General features: G+C 49.8%; 17 protein-coding genes, 1 tRNA gene and 1 pseudogene. 6 read left to right on the top strand and 13 right to left on the bottom strand.

Annotated elements, in window-relative coordinates; all coding sequences use genetic code 11:
* Positions 1 to 99: 99 nt before the first annotated feature.
* The 3 genes and pseudogenes from ACLJR2_RS23280 to mdoG all read right to left on the bottom strand — a co-directional run.
* Positions 100 to 183, bottom strand: a pseudogene (locus ACLJR2_RS23280) (YceK/YidQ family lipoprotein); the annotation flags it as partial.
* A 65-nt stretch (positions 184 to 248) separates the two neighbouring features.
* Entirely contained in the window at positions 249 to 2,792 is a 2,544-nt protein-coding gene (gene mdoH / locus ACLJR2_RS23285) for a glucans biosynthesis glucosyltransferase MdoH (protein WP_001044609.1), read from the bottom strand.
* Positions 2,785 to 4,320 carry a glucans biosynthesis protein MdoG gene (gene mdoG / locus ACLJR2_RS23290; RefSeq protein WP_001562609.1) on the bottom strand — a complete coding sequence of 512 codons (1,536 nt, stop codon included), beginning with the start codon at positions 4,318 to 4,320 and terminating at the stop codon, positions 2,785 to 2,787. The genes mdoH and mdoG overlap by 8 nt, the downstream gene beginning before the upstream one ends.
* A gap of 271 nt (positions 4,321 to 4,591) precedes the next feature.
* Here mdoG and mdoC point away from each other — a divergent pair, with 271 nt between their 5' ends.
* Positions 4,592 to 5,746 carry a glucans biosynthesis protein MdoC gene (gene mdoC, locus ACLJR2_RS23295; RefSeq protein WP_000100063.1) on the top strand — a complete coding sequence of 385 codons (1,155 nt, stop codon included), beginning with the start codon at positions 4,592 to 4,594 and terminating at the stop codon, positions 5,744 to 5,746.
* Positions 5,747 to 5,762: 16 nt separating this feature from the next.
* Here the strand turns inward: mdoC and ACLJR2_RS23300 are convergent, their stop codons facing one another.
* The 6 genes from ACLJR2_RS23300 to csgB form a co-directional block, all read right to left on the bottom strand.
* Positions 5,763 to 7,250: a phospholipase D family protein gene (locus ACLJR2_RS23300; protein WP_000976326.1), complete on the bottom strand. Its 1,488-nt coding sequence runs from the start codon at positions 7,248 to 7,250 to the stop codon at positions 5,763 to 5,765.
* Positions 7,186 to 7,725, bottom strand: coding sequence for an O-acetyl-ADP-ribose deacetylase (gene ymdB, locus ACLJR2_RS23305; protein ID WP_000203943.1), 540 nt, complete (start codon positions 7,723 to 7,725; stop codon positions 7,186 to 7,188). Before ymdB ends, ACLJR2_RS23300 begins: the two co-directional genes overlap by 65 nt.
* Before the next feature lie 85 nt (positions 7,726 to 7,810).
* Positions 7,811 to 8,131 (bottom strand): type 1 fimbrial protein, encoded by a 321-nt coding sequence (locus tag ACLJR2_RS23310; RefSeq protein ID WP_000111257.1) that lies wholly within the window; start codon positions 8,129 to 8,131, stop codon positions 7,811 to 7,813.
* A 130-nt stretch (positions 8,132 to 8,261) separates the two neighbouring features.
* Entirely contained in the window at positions 8,262 to 8,588 is a 327-nt protein-coding gene (csgC, locus tag ACLJR2_RS23315; RefSeq protein ID WP_000557256.1) for a curli assembly chaperone CsgC, read from the bottom strand.
* A 61-nt stretch (positions 8,589 to 8,649) separates the two neighbouring features.
* Positions 8,650 to 9,105, bottom strand: a complete 456-nt coding sequence (csgA, locus tag ACLJR2_RS23320) for a curli major subunit CsgA (protein ID WP_000771416.1) — start codon at positions 9,103 to 9,105, stop codon at positions 8,650 to 8,652.
* Between the two features lie 41 nt (positions 9,106 to 9,146).
* A complete protein-coding gene (csgB, locus tag ACLJR2_RS23325; protein ID WP_000791655.1) occupies positions 9,147 to 9,602 on the bottom strand; it encodes a curli minor subunit CsgB in 456 nt (151 codons plus the stop codon).
* Between the two features lie 754 nt (positions 9,603 to 10,356).
* Here csgB and csgD point away from each other — a divergent pair.
* The 4 genes from csgD to csgG are packed head-to-tail and all read left to right on the top strand — an operon-like array spanning position 10,357 to position 12,710.
* Positions 10,357 to 11,007, top strand: coding sequence for a biofilm master transcriptional regulator CsgD (gene csgD / locus ACLJR2_RS23330; protein ID WP_000481517.1), 651 nt, complete (start codon positions 10,357 to 10,359; stop codon positions 11,005 to 11,007).
* Between the two features lie 4 nt (positions 11,008 to 11,011).
* Positions 11,012 to 11,407: a curli production assembly/transport protein CsgE gene (gene csgE / locus ACLJR2_RS23335; RefSeq protein ID WP_000833307.1), complete on the top strand. Its 396-nt coding sequence runs from the start codon at positions 11,012 to 11,014 to the stop codon at positions 11,405 to 11,407.
* Positions 11,408 to 11,433: 26 nt separating this feature from the next.
* Positions 11,434 to 11,850: a curli production assembly/transport protein CsgF gene (csgF, locus tag ACLJR2_RS23340; protein WP_001264073.1), complete on the top strand. Its 417-nt coding sequence runs from the start codon at positions 11,434 to 11,436 to the stop codon at positions 11,848 to 11,850.
* Positions 11,851 to 11,876: 26 nt separating this feature from the next.
* A complete protein-coding gene (csgG, locus tag ACLJR2_RS23345) occupies positions 11,877 to 12,710 on the top strand; it encodes a curli production assembly/transport protein CsgG (RefSeq protein WP_001137620.1) in 834 nt (277 codons plus the stop codon).
* A gap of 38 nt (positions 12,711 to 12,748) precedes the next feature.
* Here csgG and ACLJR2_RS23350 read toward each other — a convergent pair whose 3' ends face one another.
* The 4 genes from ACLJR2_RS23350 to ghrA form a co-directional block, all read right to left on the bottom strand.
* Positions 12,749 to 13,231 carry a DUF1097 domain-containing protein gene (locus tag ACLJR2_RS23350; RefSeq protein WP_043991258.1) on the bottom strand — a complete coding sequence of 161 codons (483 nt, stop codon included), beginning with the start codon at positions 13,229 to 13,231 and terminating at the stop codon, positions 12,749 to 12,751.
* Positions 13,232 to 13,331: 100 nt separating this feature from the next.
* Entirely contained in the window at positions 13,332 to 13,886 is a 555-nt protein-coding gene (locus ACLJR2_RS23355; RefSeq protein WP_001001883.1) for a molecular chaperone, read from the bottom strand.
* 23 nt (positions 13,887 to 13,909) lie between these two features.
* Positions 13,910 to 14,647, bottom strand: coding sequence for a phosphatase (locus tag ACLJR2_RS23360; RefSeq protein ID WP_000283645.1), 738 nt, complete (start codon positions 14,645 to 14,647; stop codon positions 13,910 to 13,912).
* Between the two features lie 84 nt (positions 14,648 to 14,731).
* Positions 14,732 to 15,670 carry a glyoxylate/hydroxypyruvate reductase GhrA gene (gene ghrA / locus ACLJR2_RS23365; protein WP_000402544.1) on the bottom strand — a complete coding sequence of 313 codons (939 nt, stop codon included), beginning with the start codon at positions 15,668 to 15,670 and terminating at the stop codon, positions 14,732 to 14,734.
* 235 nt (positions 15,671 to 15,905) lie between these two features.
* Here ghrA and ACLJR2_RS23370 point away from each other — a divergent pair.
* Positions 15,906 to 15,993 (top strand) — tRNA-Ser (locus ACLJR2_RS23370).
* The last annotated feature ends 146 nt before the right edge of the window (positions 15,994 to 16,139 follow it).

The following is a 16,139-nucleotide window of genomic DNA, read 5'->3' on the forward strand; positions in this document are numbered from 1 at the left end:
TTGACATTGTCGCAGTTGGCGATTTATTTTGAAGGGCGGCTGAATAATGTGATGACGCTGTAGAATTTTTAACGTGACACAGAATTCTGAACGCTCTCGTCCTTGTCCGGGGATCGTTCTGCTGATAATACTGCCGCAGCCGCTCAGGGTAATCACCATTATGCTCACCGCGAATATACGCACCTGATACCTCATTTCACTATAAAAATACCGGCATCACGCCGGTATTTTTCACCTCACTCCAGACCTTATCCCGCTGACGATGTTCGCCCCTGCAACGCCTGCGGATTCAGGACGAGAGACTGATAATGGTTTACCCAGGAAGAGTATCTCTCTGGCGCATTCCAGACCCGATAGTGTAAACGCGCCATCGTCACCGGATCGCTGAGCAAAACCAGACGCCGATCGCGGTTCAGTTTCTCCGGCGTTTCGTTTAGCGCCTGCTCCACATGACGATCGCGGGCTATTTCCAGCACCTTACTGGCACGGTGACGCGCGGTGGCCATCGCGGTCGCCAGCGCATTAAGCGACGGGTTAAATACCGCATGCATAAAGCCATCGTCCAGAATACGGCGGCGATTCATCTCCAGATATTTATCGGTATCGACCAACACCTGAGGCGGCGAATACTCTTCCGGGATCAGGAACAGCTTCCAGCGTTTGGTGCGTAATCCTACCGTTGAACGACTGGAGATCACCGAAACAAATGGCGACAGAATCAGCGAAAAGACAATCGGCGCCAGCCAGAACAGAAAGCGTAAATCCAGCCACGCCATACCCACCGCCCAGACCAGCCCCAGCAGCAGTTGAGAGCCGTGACGCATAAAGGCTTCTCCCCACGGCGTAGAATCATCGTCGCGTTGCGGTGAGTTCCAGACCACTTCCCAGCCGAGGAACGCGCTGACCACAAACACGGTATGAAACAGCATACGCACCGGCGCCAGCAATACGGAGAACAGCACTTCCAGCAACAGCGACAGCGTAACGCGCCAGAAACCACCATACTCTTTGGTGCCTTTACACCAGATCAGCATAATACTGAGCAGCTTCGGCAGGAACAGCAGCACCATCGTTGACGCAAACAGCGCGATTGCCAGTTCCGGACGCCACTGCGGCCAGACCGGAAAAAGCTGGCGCGGCTGAAGGAAATATTGCGGCTCTGTTAACGCATGAACGACCTGCAGCGCGGTAGAAAGCGCGAGGAACATAAACCATAACGGCGCGGACAGGTATGACATTACCCCCGTCAGGAACACGGCGCGATGCACCGGGTGCATTCCTTTCACCAGGAACAGACGAAAGTTCATCAGGTTGCCGTGACACCAGCGGCGGTCGCGTTTAAGCTCATCCAGCAGGTTTGGCGGCAGCTCTTCATAGGAACCGGGGAGATCGTAGGCAATCCAGACGCCCCACCCTGCCCGACGCATTAGCGCCGCCTCCACAAAGTCGTGGGAAAGAATCGATCCGGCGAACGAACCTTCTCCCGGCAGCGGCGCCAGAGCGCAGTGCTCGATAAACGGCTTCACGCGGATAATGGCATTGTGCCCCCAGTAGTGCGACTCCCCCAACTGCCAGAAGTGCAGCCCGGCGGTAAACAGCGGTCCATAAACACGGGTCGCGAACTGTTGGCAGCGGGCATACAGAGTATCCATCCCCGACGCTTTCGGCGAAGACTGGATAATCCCGGCGTTAGGGTTCGCTTCCATCAGGCGCACCAGCCCGCTCAGACACTCGCCGCTCATCACTGAGTCCGCGTCCAGCACCACCATATAGCTGTACTGATTGCCCCAGCGGCGGCAAAAATCGTCAATATTGCCGCTTTTGCGTTTCATACGGCGGCGGCGGCGACGGTAAAAAATTTGGCCTTCGCCCTGCACTTCCGCGATAAGCTCCATCCACGCCTTTTGCTCCGCCACGCAGATATCCGGGTTATAACTGTCGCTAAGGATATAGACGTCGAAATGCGCGGCGTTGCCTGTGGCTTTAACGGACTCCCAGGTCGCGCGCAGACCGGCGAAAACGCGGCTAACGTCTTCATTACAGATAGGCATGATCAGCGCCGTCCGGTGTTCCGGATTGAGGGGCTCATCGCCAACCGTAGACGCGGAGATGCTGTACTTATCGCGCCCGATAAGCAGTTGCAGGAAGCCCATCAGCGCCGTCCAGAATCCGGCTGACACCCAGCAGAACAGCACGGCAAACAAAATCAGGATACCGGTTTGCAGCATGTAGGGCAGGAGCTGCATAAAGGAGACCCAAATATCCTGCCCCACCATATCCATAGGATTGATGAGCGCCCATCCCTGATAAGGCAGAATGGTCTTCATATACCAGGTCGCGACGACGGTTTGCGCCAGAGTCAAAATTAACAAAATATAGCGGCGTATAGTGCCGACGGTACGCCATTTTTGCTCGCTCGCCTGCTCTTCTTTTGTCAGACGAGAAACATAGCGCGGCGTTACATCCCGCCCACGCAGACGATCCCAGAAACGTCCAACCGGGTTGGTTCGCCAGGGATCGGGAAACATCGAAGAGCGCGTCGCTTTTGGCATAGCCTGCAACTGATCGCGCCCTTCATCATCTTTAATTAACTGCCCCTTCGCCAATGAATCCGGCCAGGCGTGTTCAAGGCGGGCTTTTACGGAACCCTGCGGTGAATCGTCTTCTCGCGAGTAAGTCCGATGCTCGGCATCCAGCGCCTGATGCACGGCGCGGATGTCAGTTTTCGGCAATGCCGCTTTCTCACGTTCAGAAAGCAGCAGTGCGTCAATATACTCAGTTGTTTTATTCATTGGCAGGTAACTGGTAGCTCCAGGTTTCACTTAGCGTCTGATCGGCATTCACCAATGCGGCACGCATTTCCGTGGTTTTCTTCGCGTCTTTGACTTTCACGCGCAGCATTAAACGCCAGCCTTTAGTGACTGGGTTATAGCGTACATTACTGTCAACGATTTCACCGTTATCGCCAATGCTGGTTTGCGCAGCGACGGGCGTATCCGGCGGCAGTTTTTTCATGTCGGCGCCAACGAAATCCACCACAAAGGCAATAGTGCCGTCGGGCTGGCGAATCAGATTCGACTGTTTAACGTCGCCCGTTGAGCGGCGTGTTTGCAGCACCCAGGCATTATCCGGCGCATGAAGTTTATCTTCATCGCGGCTGAAGGTCAGAGTGTACTTGAAGTTCATCTCTTTACCCGGTTCCGGCAGTTGATCCGGAGTCCAGTAAGCGACGATGTTATCGTTGGTTTCATCATTGGTCGGAATTTCAACCAGTTCAACCTTACCTTTGCCCCAGTCGCCTTTCGGGGTAATCCAGGCGCTTGGACGCAGGTCGTAGCGATCGTCTAAATCTTCAAAGCGCGAGAACTCGCGACCACGCTGCAACAGGCCGAATCCCTGAGGGTTTTCCATTGCATAGCTGCTCACAGCGAGGTGTTTTGGATTGTTCAGCGGACGCCAAATCCACTCGCCATTACCCGCATGAATGGATAAGCCGTTCGAGTCATGCAGTTCCGGACGATAGTTGGTCGTCGGCGACGGCTGGTTTGGCCCAAACAGGAACATACTGGTTAATGGCGCAACGCCCAGCTTGCCCACTTTATCGCGCAGATAGACTTTTGACTGCACGTCCACCACGGTATCGCGGCCAGGAATGATCACAAAACGGTAAGCGCCGGTCGCGCGCGGAGAATCCAGTAATGCATAGACGGTCAAACGCTTATCGGTGGGTTTTGGACGCTCAATCCAGAACTCGCGAAAGCGGGGAAACTCTTCACCAGATGGTAAGGCGGTATCAATCGCCAGGCCGCGCGCAGATAAGCCATATACCTGGCCTGCGCCGATAACGCGGAAATAGCTGGCGCCAAGCATACTGACGATTTCGTCGTTCTTATCTTTACTGTTGATGGGGTACAGAACTTTGAACCCGGCGAAGCCTAAATCTTTTACCGTGTCTTTATCGTGCTGAACATTGCCAAAATTGAAGTAATCCGGGCTGTATTTGATTCTTTTGACCGTCGTCGCCGTCACTTCGTTAATCTTGACCGGCGTATCGAAGTACATCCCCTGATGGTAAAATTCGAGCTTAAAAGGGGTCTTTAAGTTGTTCCAGTAGGCTTTATCGCTGTTAAACTGGATCTGCTGATAATCCGCATATTTCATGTCGCGGAAAACGGAGGGCAAGTTGCTTTTAGGCGCCTCATAGCCTTTCCCGGCTAAAGATTGAGCTTGTTTTGCCACGTCATCAATACTGAACGCCCAGCTCGATGATGCGTAAAGCGTTAACATAATAGCTGCGCCCAACCAACGCATTTTCATCATTTGTCGTTTATGTTTCATAATAAGTAAGCACTTCCCCCTTTGTGTGCTTATATCGATCCGATCCATTTTAATGGATAATCAGGCATTACGACAACTGAATCCAGGCTTTGTTCAGCGCGCTGGCTCATGGATTAAGCACCTCCCGCGCCTGTTTTCACTTTGCGTGCTTATCCTGGAGACAGGTTGTCGGAGTTGGTGTAGGGTTGCTACCGAATGTAACTATAATTCGCCTTATGGATAAGGTGAAAAATCTGAGAATACGTGACCTTATATGAGCTCTGTACCCGCGCCGCGTGAATATTTTCTTGACTCTATCCGCGCATGGTTGATGTTGTTAGGGATTCCCTTTCATATCTCGTTGATCTATTCCACTCACAGTTGGCATGTCAATAGCGCCACGCCATCGTGGTGGCTAACCCTGTTTAACGATTTTATCCACGCTTTTCGTATGCAGGTATTTTTTGTTATTTCTGGTTATTTTTCGTACATGTTGTTTTTACGTTATCCGTTAAAACGCTGGTGGAAAGTACGGGTAGAACGTGTGGGTATTCCCATGCTTACCGCAATCCCTTTGCTTACCTTGCCGCAATTTATCCTGTTGCAATATGTCAAAGATAAAACAGAGAACTGGCCTACACTCTCTGCCTATGAAAAATATAATACGTTAGCGTGGGAACTCATTTCACATCTGTGGTTTTTACTGGTGCTGGTGATATTAACCACAGTCAGCATCGGGATTTTTACCTGGTTCCAAAAAAGGCAGGAAACAAGCAAGCCTCGTCCCGCCGCTATTTCACTGGCCAGGCTTTCGCTTATTTTTTTCCTGCTGGGGATCGCTTACGCCGCTATCAGGCGCATTATTTTCATCGTATATCCAGCAATCCTCAGTGACGGCATGTTCAATTTTATTGTGATGCAAACGCTATTTTATGTGCCGTTTTTTATTCTCGGCGCGTTGGCCTTCATTCACCCCGATCTGAAAGCGCGCTTCACCACGCCCTCACGCGGATGCACTTTAGGCGCTGCCGTTGCTTTTATCGCGTATCTGCTGAATCAACGTTATGGGAGCGGCGACGCCTGGATGTACGAAACCGAATCCGTGATTACGATGGTAATGGGGCTGTGGATGGTGAACGTGGTATTCTCACTGGGGCATCGCTTGTTAAACTTCCAGTCCGCGCGTGTCACCTATTTCGTGAATGCTTCGCTGTTTATCTATCTGGTGCATCATCCCTTAACGCTTTTCTTTGGCGCGTATATTACGCCGCATATCTCCTCCAACCTGATCGGGTTCTTGTGCGGGCTGATATTTGTTATGGGTATTGCGTTAATTCTGTATGAAATTCATTTACGCATCCCGCTTCTGAAATTTCTCTTTTCAGGTAAACCGCCGGTAAAACAAGAAAGCCGCGCCGCGATCGGGTAGTTTTCCGCGCGCGGGTTCACAGCAACCATTCCACAGGTAAAATTGCCGCCAACCGTACCAGAACTCGCTGCCAGAAACGCGTAGCGGGTTCTTTCTTTAACACCTTTTCCTCTTCTTGCTGACGATCGATCCAGTTAATTCGTCCCCAGCGATCCAGCCGCAGTTGCCAGGCCGCATCGCGTTGGCTCTGCGTAAAACGCTTATGAATAAGCGTCGCCAGCGTTTCACTTTCAATGACAAAGCCCATTTCGGTATTTAAAAGCGTTGAACGGGGATCAAAATTAAGCGACCCGATAAACACCTTACTACCATCAATACTGAACGTTTTAGCATGTAAGCTGGAACCTGAGTTCCCGGTGAGTCCGCGATCATGTACGGCGGTTTCATGTTCGCGGGTCGGTTTCAGTTCGTAGAGCTCCACGCCATAGCGCAGTAATTTCTTGCGCCAGCGCGCGTACCCTGCGTGAACGACCGCCACATCGTTGGCCGCCAGAGAGTTAGTTAAGATGGCGATCTTCACGCCTTTCCTGACCAGATTAAGCAACTGCGCCACGCCTGCGCGCGTAGGGACAAAGTAAGCGGAAATAATGTCGATACGCTCCGTCGGCGACCCCATCACGTCAAATAATCGCTGCGGAAGAAGCGAATGGCGCTGCGCCTTCCCCTCGCCTTTAGAAGGGTCATCGCTAAGCAAGCGTGTTTTTGCCCAAATCAGCGGCAACGTTCCGCGATCGAGATCCGCCATAAACTGGCTGGTTTCCAGCTTATGCAGATAACGGCGGGTGATCTCATCGTTATACCAGGATTCGGGAAGTTCGATACGCTGCGTCAGTTCCTGCTCAGAAAGGGATAATACTTGCTGCAATGTCGACACTGAACTACAGCGCCAGTAACGTTCAAAATCATTGGCGACATCATTGACCACCGGGCCAATGGCCATCACGTCCAGATCGGAAAATAGCGGCTCCTCGCCAGCGCCGAAATAGGCATCGCCGATGTTGCGCCCACCGACCAGCGTCACTACGCCGTCGGCAGTGTAACTTTTATTGTGCATCCGCCGATTCAGCCGCGCAAAATCCGTCAAATATCCCAGCGCGCGTAGCGTACGAAAAGAGAAAGGATTAAACAGACGAACTTCGATATTAGGATGGCTATCCAGCAAGCGCAACGTATCATCCAGACCAGGCGTATTGTTATCATCCAGCAGCAGACGAACATGAACGCCGCGCTTCGCCGCCGACAGCAGTACCGAAAAGAGCAGCCGCCCGGACATATCGTCTTCCCAAATATAATACTGCACATCCAGCGTCCGCGCCGCCATTTCGGTCAGGCGGTAGCGGGCGGCAAAAGCGTCCAGACTGTTATCCAGCGCGAGAATGCCGCACTCTCCGGGATGGCGCGCGCATAGCGGTTCAACGGCACGCTCCAGGCGTGTTTTATCAGGCAGGGTCGTCGTCTTGCTGAGTAAGTAATCTTGCGTAAAGCCGGGCAGTTTCTTCATCATAACAGACAAAGTATACCTGTTCAGGCAGAGCGTAACGGGTAATAAAATCTGAAACCGTCCTGACGGCGACTTCAGCGGCCTGGGCGCGTGGATAGCCATAAACGCCGGTACTGATTGCCGGAAAAGCGATGGAACGAAAGTGATTCGCCTCGGCAAGCAGCAAACAATTCCGGTATGCCTCTTCGAGTAGCTCAGCTTCCTGGTGTTCGCCGCCTCGCCAGACGGGCCCCACTGTGTGAATAACCGCCTTTGCCGAAAGCTTGCCAGCAGGCGTGATAACCGCATGTCCCGTCTGACATTCGCCCTGTTGCTGACGGATGAGTTTACAGGCGTCCAGTAATGCCGGCCCCGCCGCGCGATGAATCGCGCCGTCTACGCCACCGCCGCCCATTAATGATGCGTTAGCGGCATTCACAATCGCATCGACGCTAAGTTGAGTGATATCACCCTGTATGACCTGAAGACGTGATGTCATAACCCCCCCTTTGTCTCACCTTATCTGCAAAGTGTACAGCAGGGCTTTCAACAGAGTCGCTCTTTTTATATCTATGACACCGCCGTTAACGGTACTCAATATTCATCACCGCCAGGCTTTTTTGCGCATCGAGATAATGCAGCCGCACCGTCGCAATGGACTGAATATCCTGCGGTAATCCAGATGCCTGCCGAAGGTCAATCCGGTGCATTTGCTTTTTACCTTCGCGTAGGCAGGTTAAATCAATATTTTCGGCGTGAGTAGAAATATCGCACAGTGGCTCAACAATCGCGCCGCGAAAATGGATAACGCCGCCCTGTACCGTTTGTTGCCCTACCGCAGAATGGATAAAAAAAGCGCAGATACACAGGCCTATGCCAGGGATATTTTTCTTGATTACGGACATGTTAACTCCTCAATGATTAGTCATCCTCGAGGGTTCGGCGTTACCTTTTAGCGACATGCCGAGACGATGAGACGCTTTTATCGCCTCTTTATACCCAGGTCAGCCAATCCATTTCCGCCACCATCAAAAACTACTGTGCAGAAGGCGGCCATTGTTGTGATAAATGCAGTGATTGTCCGTCCGAAACAGTAACAATAATTTTAACCGAGTCCTCTGAAGATATATTTACACTAAGACGAGACAACTCAATCGGTTGATTAGCAGGTAAAGATAGCGTTTGTTTTTGCTGTGTATGGCTTTGTCCCCCGACGCCGTCGCGCACAGAGAGAATTTGCACCTGACAGACGCAGGGTTCGTTTAATGTGACCTGAGGGATCACCGTGTAAATATCGCCTTGCTGAGTCGTGGTAAACGTAATTTGATTTGAAAGTGCGGCAAGGAGCAATAAAGTATGCATAATTTCCTCCCGAAAAAAAACAGGGCTTATGCCCTGTTTTTTTATTAGCGCAGACGCTAAATTAATACTGGTTAGCCGTGGCGTTGTTGCCAAAACCAACCTGACGCACCATTACGCTGGAATCAGATGCGGTCTGATTAACCAGCGCGGCGTTATTACCGCCGTATTGGCCGACAGTAATATCGGAGTTTTTAGCGTTCCACTGGTCGATGGTGGCATTATTTCTGAAACCATTCTGAGTCAGTTCAATAGTACTGTTATCCGCACCCTGGCCTACATCGGCGCCGTTACCATAACCGCTCTGGGTAATAGTCGTTTCAGATTTACGGGCATCGCTTTGCAGAGCAAGCGCAGCGTTAGCGGAACCGTACTGATAAATGCTCAACGTGGAATCCGGGCCGGAACTATTGCCGCCGCCGTTATGATTACCGCCGCCGCCCCATTGTGGAACGACGCCAGCCAGAGCACTGCCAGAAACTACGATTGCTGCGAATGCTGCCACTTTTAAAAGTTTCATGGTAAAACCCCCATCGGATTGATTTAAAAGTCGTAACGGTATTAGCGTTGGGTGACGCGAATAGCCATATGCGACTGTTTCTGCACTACAACTGCTGTTTTCTGCGTACCGTACTGGGTAATATTGGCCTTATTTCCAGAACCTTTCTGGATAATAGCCGCACTATTACCGTAAGCGCTTTGCGATATACTGGCATCGTTGGCATTGCCCGTTTGCTCAATATACGCAAAGTTATAATTCCCTGCCTGGTCGACTTTCGCCCGATTATTTCCTCCTTCTTGTGAAATAACGGACAATAGTTTTGATCCTTCCTGGCGTACTCTGGCACTATTATCCGTGCCGACTTGACCAATAATGGCCGCCTGATTAAATGAAGACTTGCTTAATTCATTTACCGCAAAATTATACTCTGAACGAGCCAGATCATAATTTGTCGCGGTTGCAATCCCAGGCGCACCCAGTATTGTCAACATCATAAATAACAATTTGTTTTTCATGCTGTCACCCTGGACCTGGTCGTACATAGCGAAAATTATCTATTACCTTGTTAGCGACATGCGTTTTTTGTTAACGCGTCGTTACGATGAAGAGTATGTCCGTGGAAACATTTTTAATAACTCACCCACGCGTGGTATTTTGTTATTTAAGCTCATACCAAAGTGCTAATAAAACGATAGCCATGTGATTTTTTATAATTGATTTTTGGCCATAGAAGATAGTGTATCGCGAACCCAAAAAATGAAGTGTTGTTGTGTGTTATGCCGCCATGGGGATGTTCTTATGCTTCCTATGGGGGGCAATACGCACAAGACGTGACACACTTCGTTTTTTTTGTCTTTGTGCTGTCCAGGTTAATGCCACGTCTCAAATTTTAAGAAAAAATAAAATCAAAACATAACATATAATAATTAAAATGATTAAAAATCAATGAATTATTATAATTTGTATGATTTTTTAAATCTATGCAATAACAGCGAAATGTACAACTTTACTATCAAATCTAAACTTCAAAAAAACCCAAAAACAACATTTTAATATATATTTTTACATATTGTTACAAGTTTAACACTTGCTTTAAGATTTGTAATGGCTAGATTGAAAACAGTTAAAAGTATTTTCGTAAATATTTTTCTCTTTCTGGATAATGGGCTATTTCAACCCACAGCAGTGCAACATCTGTCAGTACTTCTGGTGCCTTTATTTTATGGGGGCAGCTGTCAGATGTGCGATTAAAAAAAGTGGAGTTTCATCATGTTTAATGAAGTCCATAGTAGTCATGGTCACACACTATTGTTGATCACAAAGCCATCTCTGCAAGCTACGGCATTATTGCAACATTTAAAGCAATCGCTGGCCATAACCGGAAAACTGCATAATATTCAACGTTCTCTGGAAGATATCTCAGCCGGTTGCATTGTTTTAATGGATATGATGGAAGCGGATAAGAAGCTTATCCACTATTGGCAGGATAATTTAAGCCGCAAAAACAATAATATAAAAACATTATTGTTAAATACCCCTGACGATTATCCCTACCGTGAAATTGAAAACTGGCCTCATATTAACGGCGTGTTTTACGCCACTGAAGACCAGGAACACGTGGTCAGCGGATTACAGGGTATTCTGCGGGGCGAATGCTATTTTTCACAAAAATTAGCCAGTTACCTGATTACACACTCAGGAAATTACCGCTACAACAGCACCGAGTCCGCATTACTCACTCATCGCGAAAAAGAGATCCTCAATAAGTTACGTATTGGTGCCTCTAATAATGAAATCGCCAGGTCGCTATTTATCAGCGAGAATACGGTTAAGACACATCTTTATAATCTTTTCAAAAAGATAGCTGTCAAAAATCGCACCCAGGCAGTTTCATGGGCAAACGATAATCTCAGGCGGTAAGGCCATGAAACGCTATCTGACCTGGATTGTAGCAGCAGAGTTACTGTTCGCTACCGGAAACCTGCATGCCAATGAAGTTGAAGTCGAGGTTCCCGGATTGTTAACCGACCATACCGTCTCTTCGATAGGACATGAATTCTATCGTGCATTCAGCGACAAATGGGAAAGCGAATACACCGGCAATCTGACCATTAATGAAAGACCCAGTGCGCGTTGGGGAAGCTGGATCACCATAACGGTAAATCAGGACGTTATTTTCCAGACCTTTTTATTTCCAATGAAAAGAGACTTCGAGAAAACCGTCGTCTTCGCATTAGCGCAAACAGAGGAAGCATTAAATCGCCGACAAATAGATCAAACGCTATTAAGTACGAGTGATTTAGCGCGTGATGAATTCTAAAACATGATTTTTATCCGGAGGCTGTCATGCGTGTTAAACATGCAGTAGTGCTGCTCATGCTTTTTTCGCCATTAACCTGGGCTGGAAATATGACGTTCCAGTTCCGTAATCCTAACTTTGGTGGAAACCCCAATAACGGTTCCTTTTTATTGAATAGCGCCCAGGCGCAAAATTCATATAAAGACCCCGCTTATGATAACGATTTTGGTATCGAAACCCCCTCAGCGTTGGATAACTTTACGCAGGCTATTCAATCGCAAATTCTGGGCGGCTTGTTGACCAATATTAATACCGGGAAACCAGGACGTATGGTGACCAACGATTTTATTATCGATATCGCTAATCGCGACGGGCAGCTCCAGCTCAACGTCACGGACAGAAAAACGGGAAGAACCTCGACCATCGAAGTGTCAGGTTTACAAACTCAGTCAACCGATTTTTAAGCTACAGTCACTAAAGGATATAAATCATGCCGCGCTTACTTATTTTGGTTGCCGTTTTATTGTTGAGCGGATGCTTAACTGCCCCGCCGAAACAAGCTGCGAAACCGACATTAATGCCCCGCGCACAAAGTTACAAAGATTTGACGCACTTACCTGCTCCCACCGGTAAGATCTTTGTTTCGGTATATAACATTCAGGATGAAACGGGCCAATTTAAACCTTACCCGGCAAGTAACTTTTCTACGGCTGTGCCGCAGAGCGCCACCGCTATGTTGGTCACCGCGCTGAAAGATTCGCGCTGGTTTATCCCACTGGAACGACAAGGCTTACAGAATCTTTTGAATGAACGGAAAATTATTCGCGCAGCCCAGGAAAACGGCACCGTGGCGATGAATAACCGTATCCCGCTTCAGTCGCTGACGGCGGCAAATATTATGGTGGAAGGTTCTATTATTGGTTATGAAAGTAACGTCAAATCCGGCGGGGTCGGCGCAAGATATTTCGGTATTGGCGCCGATACGCAGTATCAGCTGGATCAGATTGCTGTCAACCTGCGCGTGGTTAACGTCAGTACGGGCGAGATCCTTTCTTCGGTGAACACCAGTAAAACTATCCTTTCCTATGAAGTACAGGCAGGCGTGTTCCGTTTTATTGATTACCAGCGCTTACTGGAAGGCGAAATCGGCTATACCTCGAACGAACCGGTGATGCTGTGTCTGATGTCAGCCATTGAAACCGGCGTTATCTTCCTCATTAATGATGGTATCGATCGTGGACTGTGGGATTTGCAGAATAAAGCGGACAGGCAAAATGATATTCTGGTGAAATACCGTGAGCTGTCAGTACCGCCAGAATCCTGATCAATACGACAAAGCGTGGGGAAGAACCCCACGCTTTTTTATTTTGTGACCGCCGTATTCGCTGAATGTTGCTCGCGGCGTGATGCCAGCCATAGCCCACTATTTTTCATGGCATAGCCAAAGATTAGCCCCAGCGCCAGCGACGGTAATACCAACCGCCAGTCACCCTGCCCTGCAAATGTCGCGCAGGCGCCGATAAATGTTCCCGGAACAAAAGAAAGCAATAGCTGCTTTGCCTGGATACACATCAGGAATGCCACGATCCCCGTCAACACGTAACTGACAATTTCCAGATGCGGCGCCAGCGCGCTACCGTGAATAATGACCAGCGCCCACACCATACCGCTTAACAGCGTACAGGCGGAAATCAACAATCCCTTAAAGCCGCCCTGCGGACAGGAGAAATAAGCCGTACAGCCTAAAAAACCGGCCCAGCTTAGTAACCCCAGGGAGACGGCCACCCATCCCCATATTCCAGAAAGGATGCCCGTCGTAATAGCAATAGAAAGAAGTATGTTCATGGCGCGCATCATAGCAGAAAAGCAGCACATTAATGAGATCGCGCACACATTTTATGCAATGATGTAAAACTCGTTGCAGTTAAGGGTGATTTACATCACATTATTCTTCATCTTCTTCCTGAAGTTCATCCCACATGGCCCCTATCGCATCACGCGTTAGCGGCGCCAGAGTGCGCCAGAATGGCGTAACGGCATGGGCTTCAACTTTACCGAGGAAGGTATTGCACCAGGGAAGCAGATAATCGGCAAATAAGGTTTCCAGCGCTTCACTTTCATCTTCGGCAGACTGATCTTCCAGCCAGGAGGCCGCGAGCAATAAAGTGCCAATGTGATCGGCAGGCGTATCGGCCAGCGGCATCCCTCGCGACGTTAAAAAAGCGCGCACCTCAGACTCTTCCGCGCCTTCGACCCACGCACTGCGGTATGGCGCTACCGCGCACTCTTCCCCAACAAATAACGCATTGTAATCAGTGGAAATCTGCGTGATATCGCAGCTTTTCTGTAAACGCGCCAGCATGTCATCCTGCTCCAGCGGCCAGTTTGCCGCCAGTTTACCTTCACGGATTAACGTAAACAGCGGAACCAGTAAAGGATCTTGCGGTTGGCGGTAAAACAACGAGCCCAGCACACGGCACAGGATTGAAAACTCATTCATTGATATCTTCCCGTAAATAACGATTATAGTTCGGCAAATTCCGGTACAGGCGCCATACCGCGTGATTCGAGGAAGGCCAGTAAGCGCTGCGGCGAGACGTTCAGGATTCGATCTTCCGGAAAATTCACCGCATCCAGAATTTTCCGGCATTCGGTGAAATCGCCAAGCGTAAAGGCCGTATGGGAATCAGATCCTAACGCTACCCAGCCTCCCGCATCGCGTACGGCGGCAGCGACCGCGCGGCAATTATCTTCGCTTCCTTTACGCGAATGCAGAAAAGAAGAGTTGTTGATTTCCAGCGCTACATGGTTTTTCGCCGCCGCCTGCGCGATGGCTTTAACCTCCACTGGATACTTTGGATTTCCGGGGTGACTAATTATATGCACCTTGCCGCTGGCGATGGTCGCGATCATCGCCTGGGTATTGGTTTCTTTATCATGTGGCGCAAAAACGGGCTCATGGAAGCCTGCGATAATCAGATCCAGCGAGTCGAACATCTTTCCGGAACAATCAATTTCACCGTTAATGTTCTTGATATTCGCCTCAATGCCACGCAGTATCCCCACGCCGTCAACCAGACGCGGCCAGATGCGCATGTTAATAAAATGCCAGTGATGCGGCGCATCTTCCATGTCCGGACCATGATCGGTAATCGCAAAAAGTTTAATGCCTTTGCGTTTGGCTTCCGCGATATAATCGCTCAGAGTACTGTAGGCATGAGTGCTGGCGACGGTATGCATATGCAGGTCAACGGGATACATTGCTCTCTCCTGTAGTCATTTCCGACAAGGATAGCAGGTATCGCCAGCGTTTTTTAGCGAAACCCGGCCCGCGCCGGGTTGATGTCAATATCCTCTCGCCCGATCCACCTGCCCCGTCACCGGCTCTCCCTTCTCCAGTTGGGTAATGGTGCGGCTAATATAATCGATGGCTTCCGCCGGACGGGTGACTGCCGCAATGTGCGGCGTCATGGCGACTCGCGGATGGCGCCATAATGGACTTTCCTGCGGTAACGGTTCCTGGCTAAAGACATCCAACATCGCGCCTTTTAGCTTACCGCTATCAAGCGCAGCCAGCAGATCCGCCTCCTGAACATGCACGCCGCGCGCGAGATTCAACACGTAAGCGCCATCCGGCAATTGATCCAACAATTCGCTATTAATAATTCCTACCGTTTGGGCCGTATTCGGCAGCAGATTAATCAGCACCCGCGTCTGGTTCAGGAAAGCGTGCAGCTCTTCACGCCCAACATAACTTTCCACGCCAGGCCAGGATTTGCGGCTACGACTCCAGCAACGTAACGGGAACCCCCACGCCTGTAGACTTTCTGCCACTTTTGCGCCCAGTACCCCTGCGCCCATGATACCGACGCTAAACTCTTCGCGGGTATATTCCGGCAACGGTTTCCATAGCGCCTGATTTTTCAGCGCCTGATAATCATCGAAACGACGGAACCAGTGTAATACCTGGCTGACGGCATACTCCTGCATTTGCAGGCCCATTCCGGTATCTTCCAGACGGAATAGAGGAATGGAGGCGTCCAGCATTTCCGGATGCGCATTTAATTTACTCAGAATTGCATCCACCCCCGCGCCCAGCGCAAAGACGGCTTTCAAGCGTCTTCCGGCCAGCATTTCAACCGGGGGCTGCCATACAAGCGCATAGTCTGCGGGGGTGTTATCACCGATCTTCCATTCACGAACGCGCGCATGTGGGAGAGCCTTCTCCAGCGCATTTACCCACCAGGCGGCGTTAAATGTCGGGTGATAAAAAATTATCTCCATGTTATCTCCTGAGCAGTATGGTGCGGAATGTGATTGCGCCTGTTATCAGCGTTTTCAACGGGATGTGCAGCATAGCAAATTTCCCGGCGCGGGCAAAAAAAGCAGTTTTCGCTTATTAAAGCCACAGATTGGTGGAAGTTTGTATAAACGCGCTTTTTTTTAAAAAAGTTGATTGACGTAGAAAGGATATTTCCCTACATTAGCGCCCGTCCCAGTAATGCTGGAGCGACAATTTGGTGAGGTGTCCGAGTGGCTGAAGGAGCACGCCTGGAAAGTGTGTATACGGCAACGTATCGGGGGTTCGAATCCCCCCCTCACCGCCATATTTAAGTTGAGAGCCTGTACAGAAGTACGGGCTTTTTACTTATATGTGACCCGTCCTGAATAGCGTTGACACGTTCCAGACTTAAATCCGGAGAACGTGATGATGACTGAGTTCAAACGCACCCAACGCGATTATCCTCTATCC

The organism is Salmonella sp. SAL03688 (assembly GCF_046551895.1).
In the GTDB taxonomy this organism is placed as follows: domain Bacteria; phylum Pseudomonadota; class Gammaproteobacteria; order Enterobacterales; family Enterobacteriaceae; genus Salmonella; species Salmonella enterica.

Bases quoted from the DNA above. Each gene is read 5' to 3' on its own strand.
- csgA (WP_000771416.1), bottom strand. From the start codon at position 9,105: ATGAAACTTTTAAAAGTGGCAGCATTCGCAGCAATCGTAGTTTCTGGC.
- ACLJR2_RS23300 (WP_000976326.1), bottom strand. From the start codon at position 7,250: ATGATGAAGAAACTGCCCGGCTTTACGCAAGATTACTTACTCAGCAAG.
- csgG (WP_001137620.1), top strand. From the start codon at position 11,877: ATGCCGCGCTTACTTATTTTGGTTGCCGTTTTATTGTTGAGCGGATGC.
- ymdB (WP_000203943.1), bottom strand. From the start codon at position 7,725: ATGACATCACGTCTTCAGGTCATACAGGGTGATATCACTCAACTTAGC.
- ACLJR2_RS23355 (WP_001001883.1), bottom strand. From the start codon at position 13,886: ATGAATGAGTTTTCAATCCTGTGCCGTGTGCTGGGCTCGTTGTTTTAC.
- csgD (WP_000481517.1), top strand. From the start codon at position 10,357: ATGTTTAATGAAGTCCATAGTAGTCATGGTCACACACTATTGTTGATC.
- mdoC (WP_000100063.1), top strand. From the start codon at position 4,592: ATGAGCTCTGTACCCGCGCCGCGTGAATATTTTCTTGACTCTATCCGC.
- ACLJR2_RS23360 (WP_000283645.1), bottom strand. From the start codon at position 14,647: ATGTATCCCGTTGACCTGCATATGCATACCGTCGCCAGCACTCATGCC.
- csgB (WP_000791655.1), bottom strand. From the start codon at position 9,602: ATGAAAAACAAATTGTTATTTATGATGTTGACAATACTGGGTGCGCCT.
- ghrA (WP_000402544.1), bottom strand. From the start codon at position 15,670: ATGGAGATAATTTTTTATCACCCGACATTTAACGCCGCCTGGTGGGTA.
- ACLJR2_RS23310 (WP_000111257.1), bottom strand. From the start codon at position 8,131: ATGTCCGTAATCAAGAAAAATATCCCTGGCATAGGCCTGTGTATCTGC.
- mdoH (WP_001044609.1), bottom strand. From the start codon at position 2,792: ATGAATAAAACAACTGAGTATATTGACGCACTGCTGCTTTCTGAACGT.
- csgC (WP_000557256.1), bottom strand. From the start codon at position 8,588: ATGCATACTTTATTGCTCCTTGCCGCACTTTCAAATCAAATTACGTTT.
- mdoG (WP_001562609.1), bottom strand. From the start codon at position 4,320: ATGATGAAAATGCGTTGGTTGGGCGCAGCTATTATGTTAACGCTTTAC.
- csgE (WP_000833307.1), top strand. From the start codon at position 11,012: ATGAAACGCTATCTGACCTGGATTGTAGCAGCAGAGTTACTGTTCGCT.
- csgF (WP_001264073.1), top strand. From the start codon at position 11,434: ATGCGTGTTAAACATGCAGTAGTGCTGCTCATGCTTTTTTCGCCATTA.
- ACLJR2_RS23350 (WP_043991258.1), bottom strand. From the start codon at position 13,231: ATGAACATACTTCTTTCTATTGCTATTACGACGGGCATCCTTTCTGGA.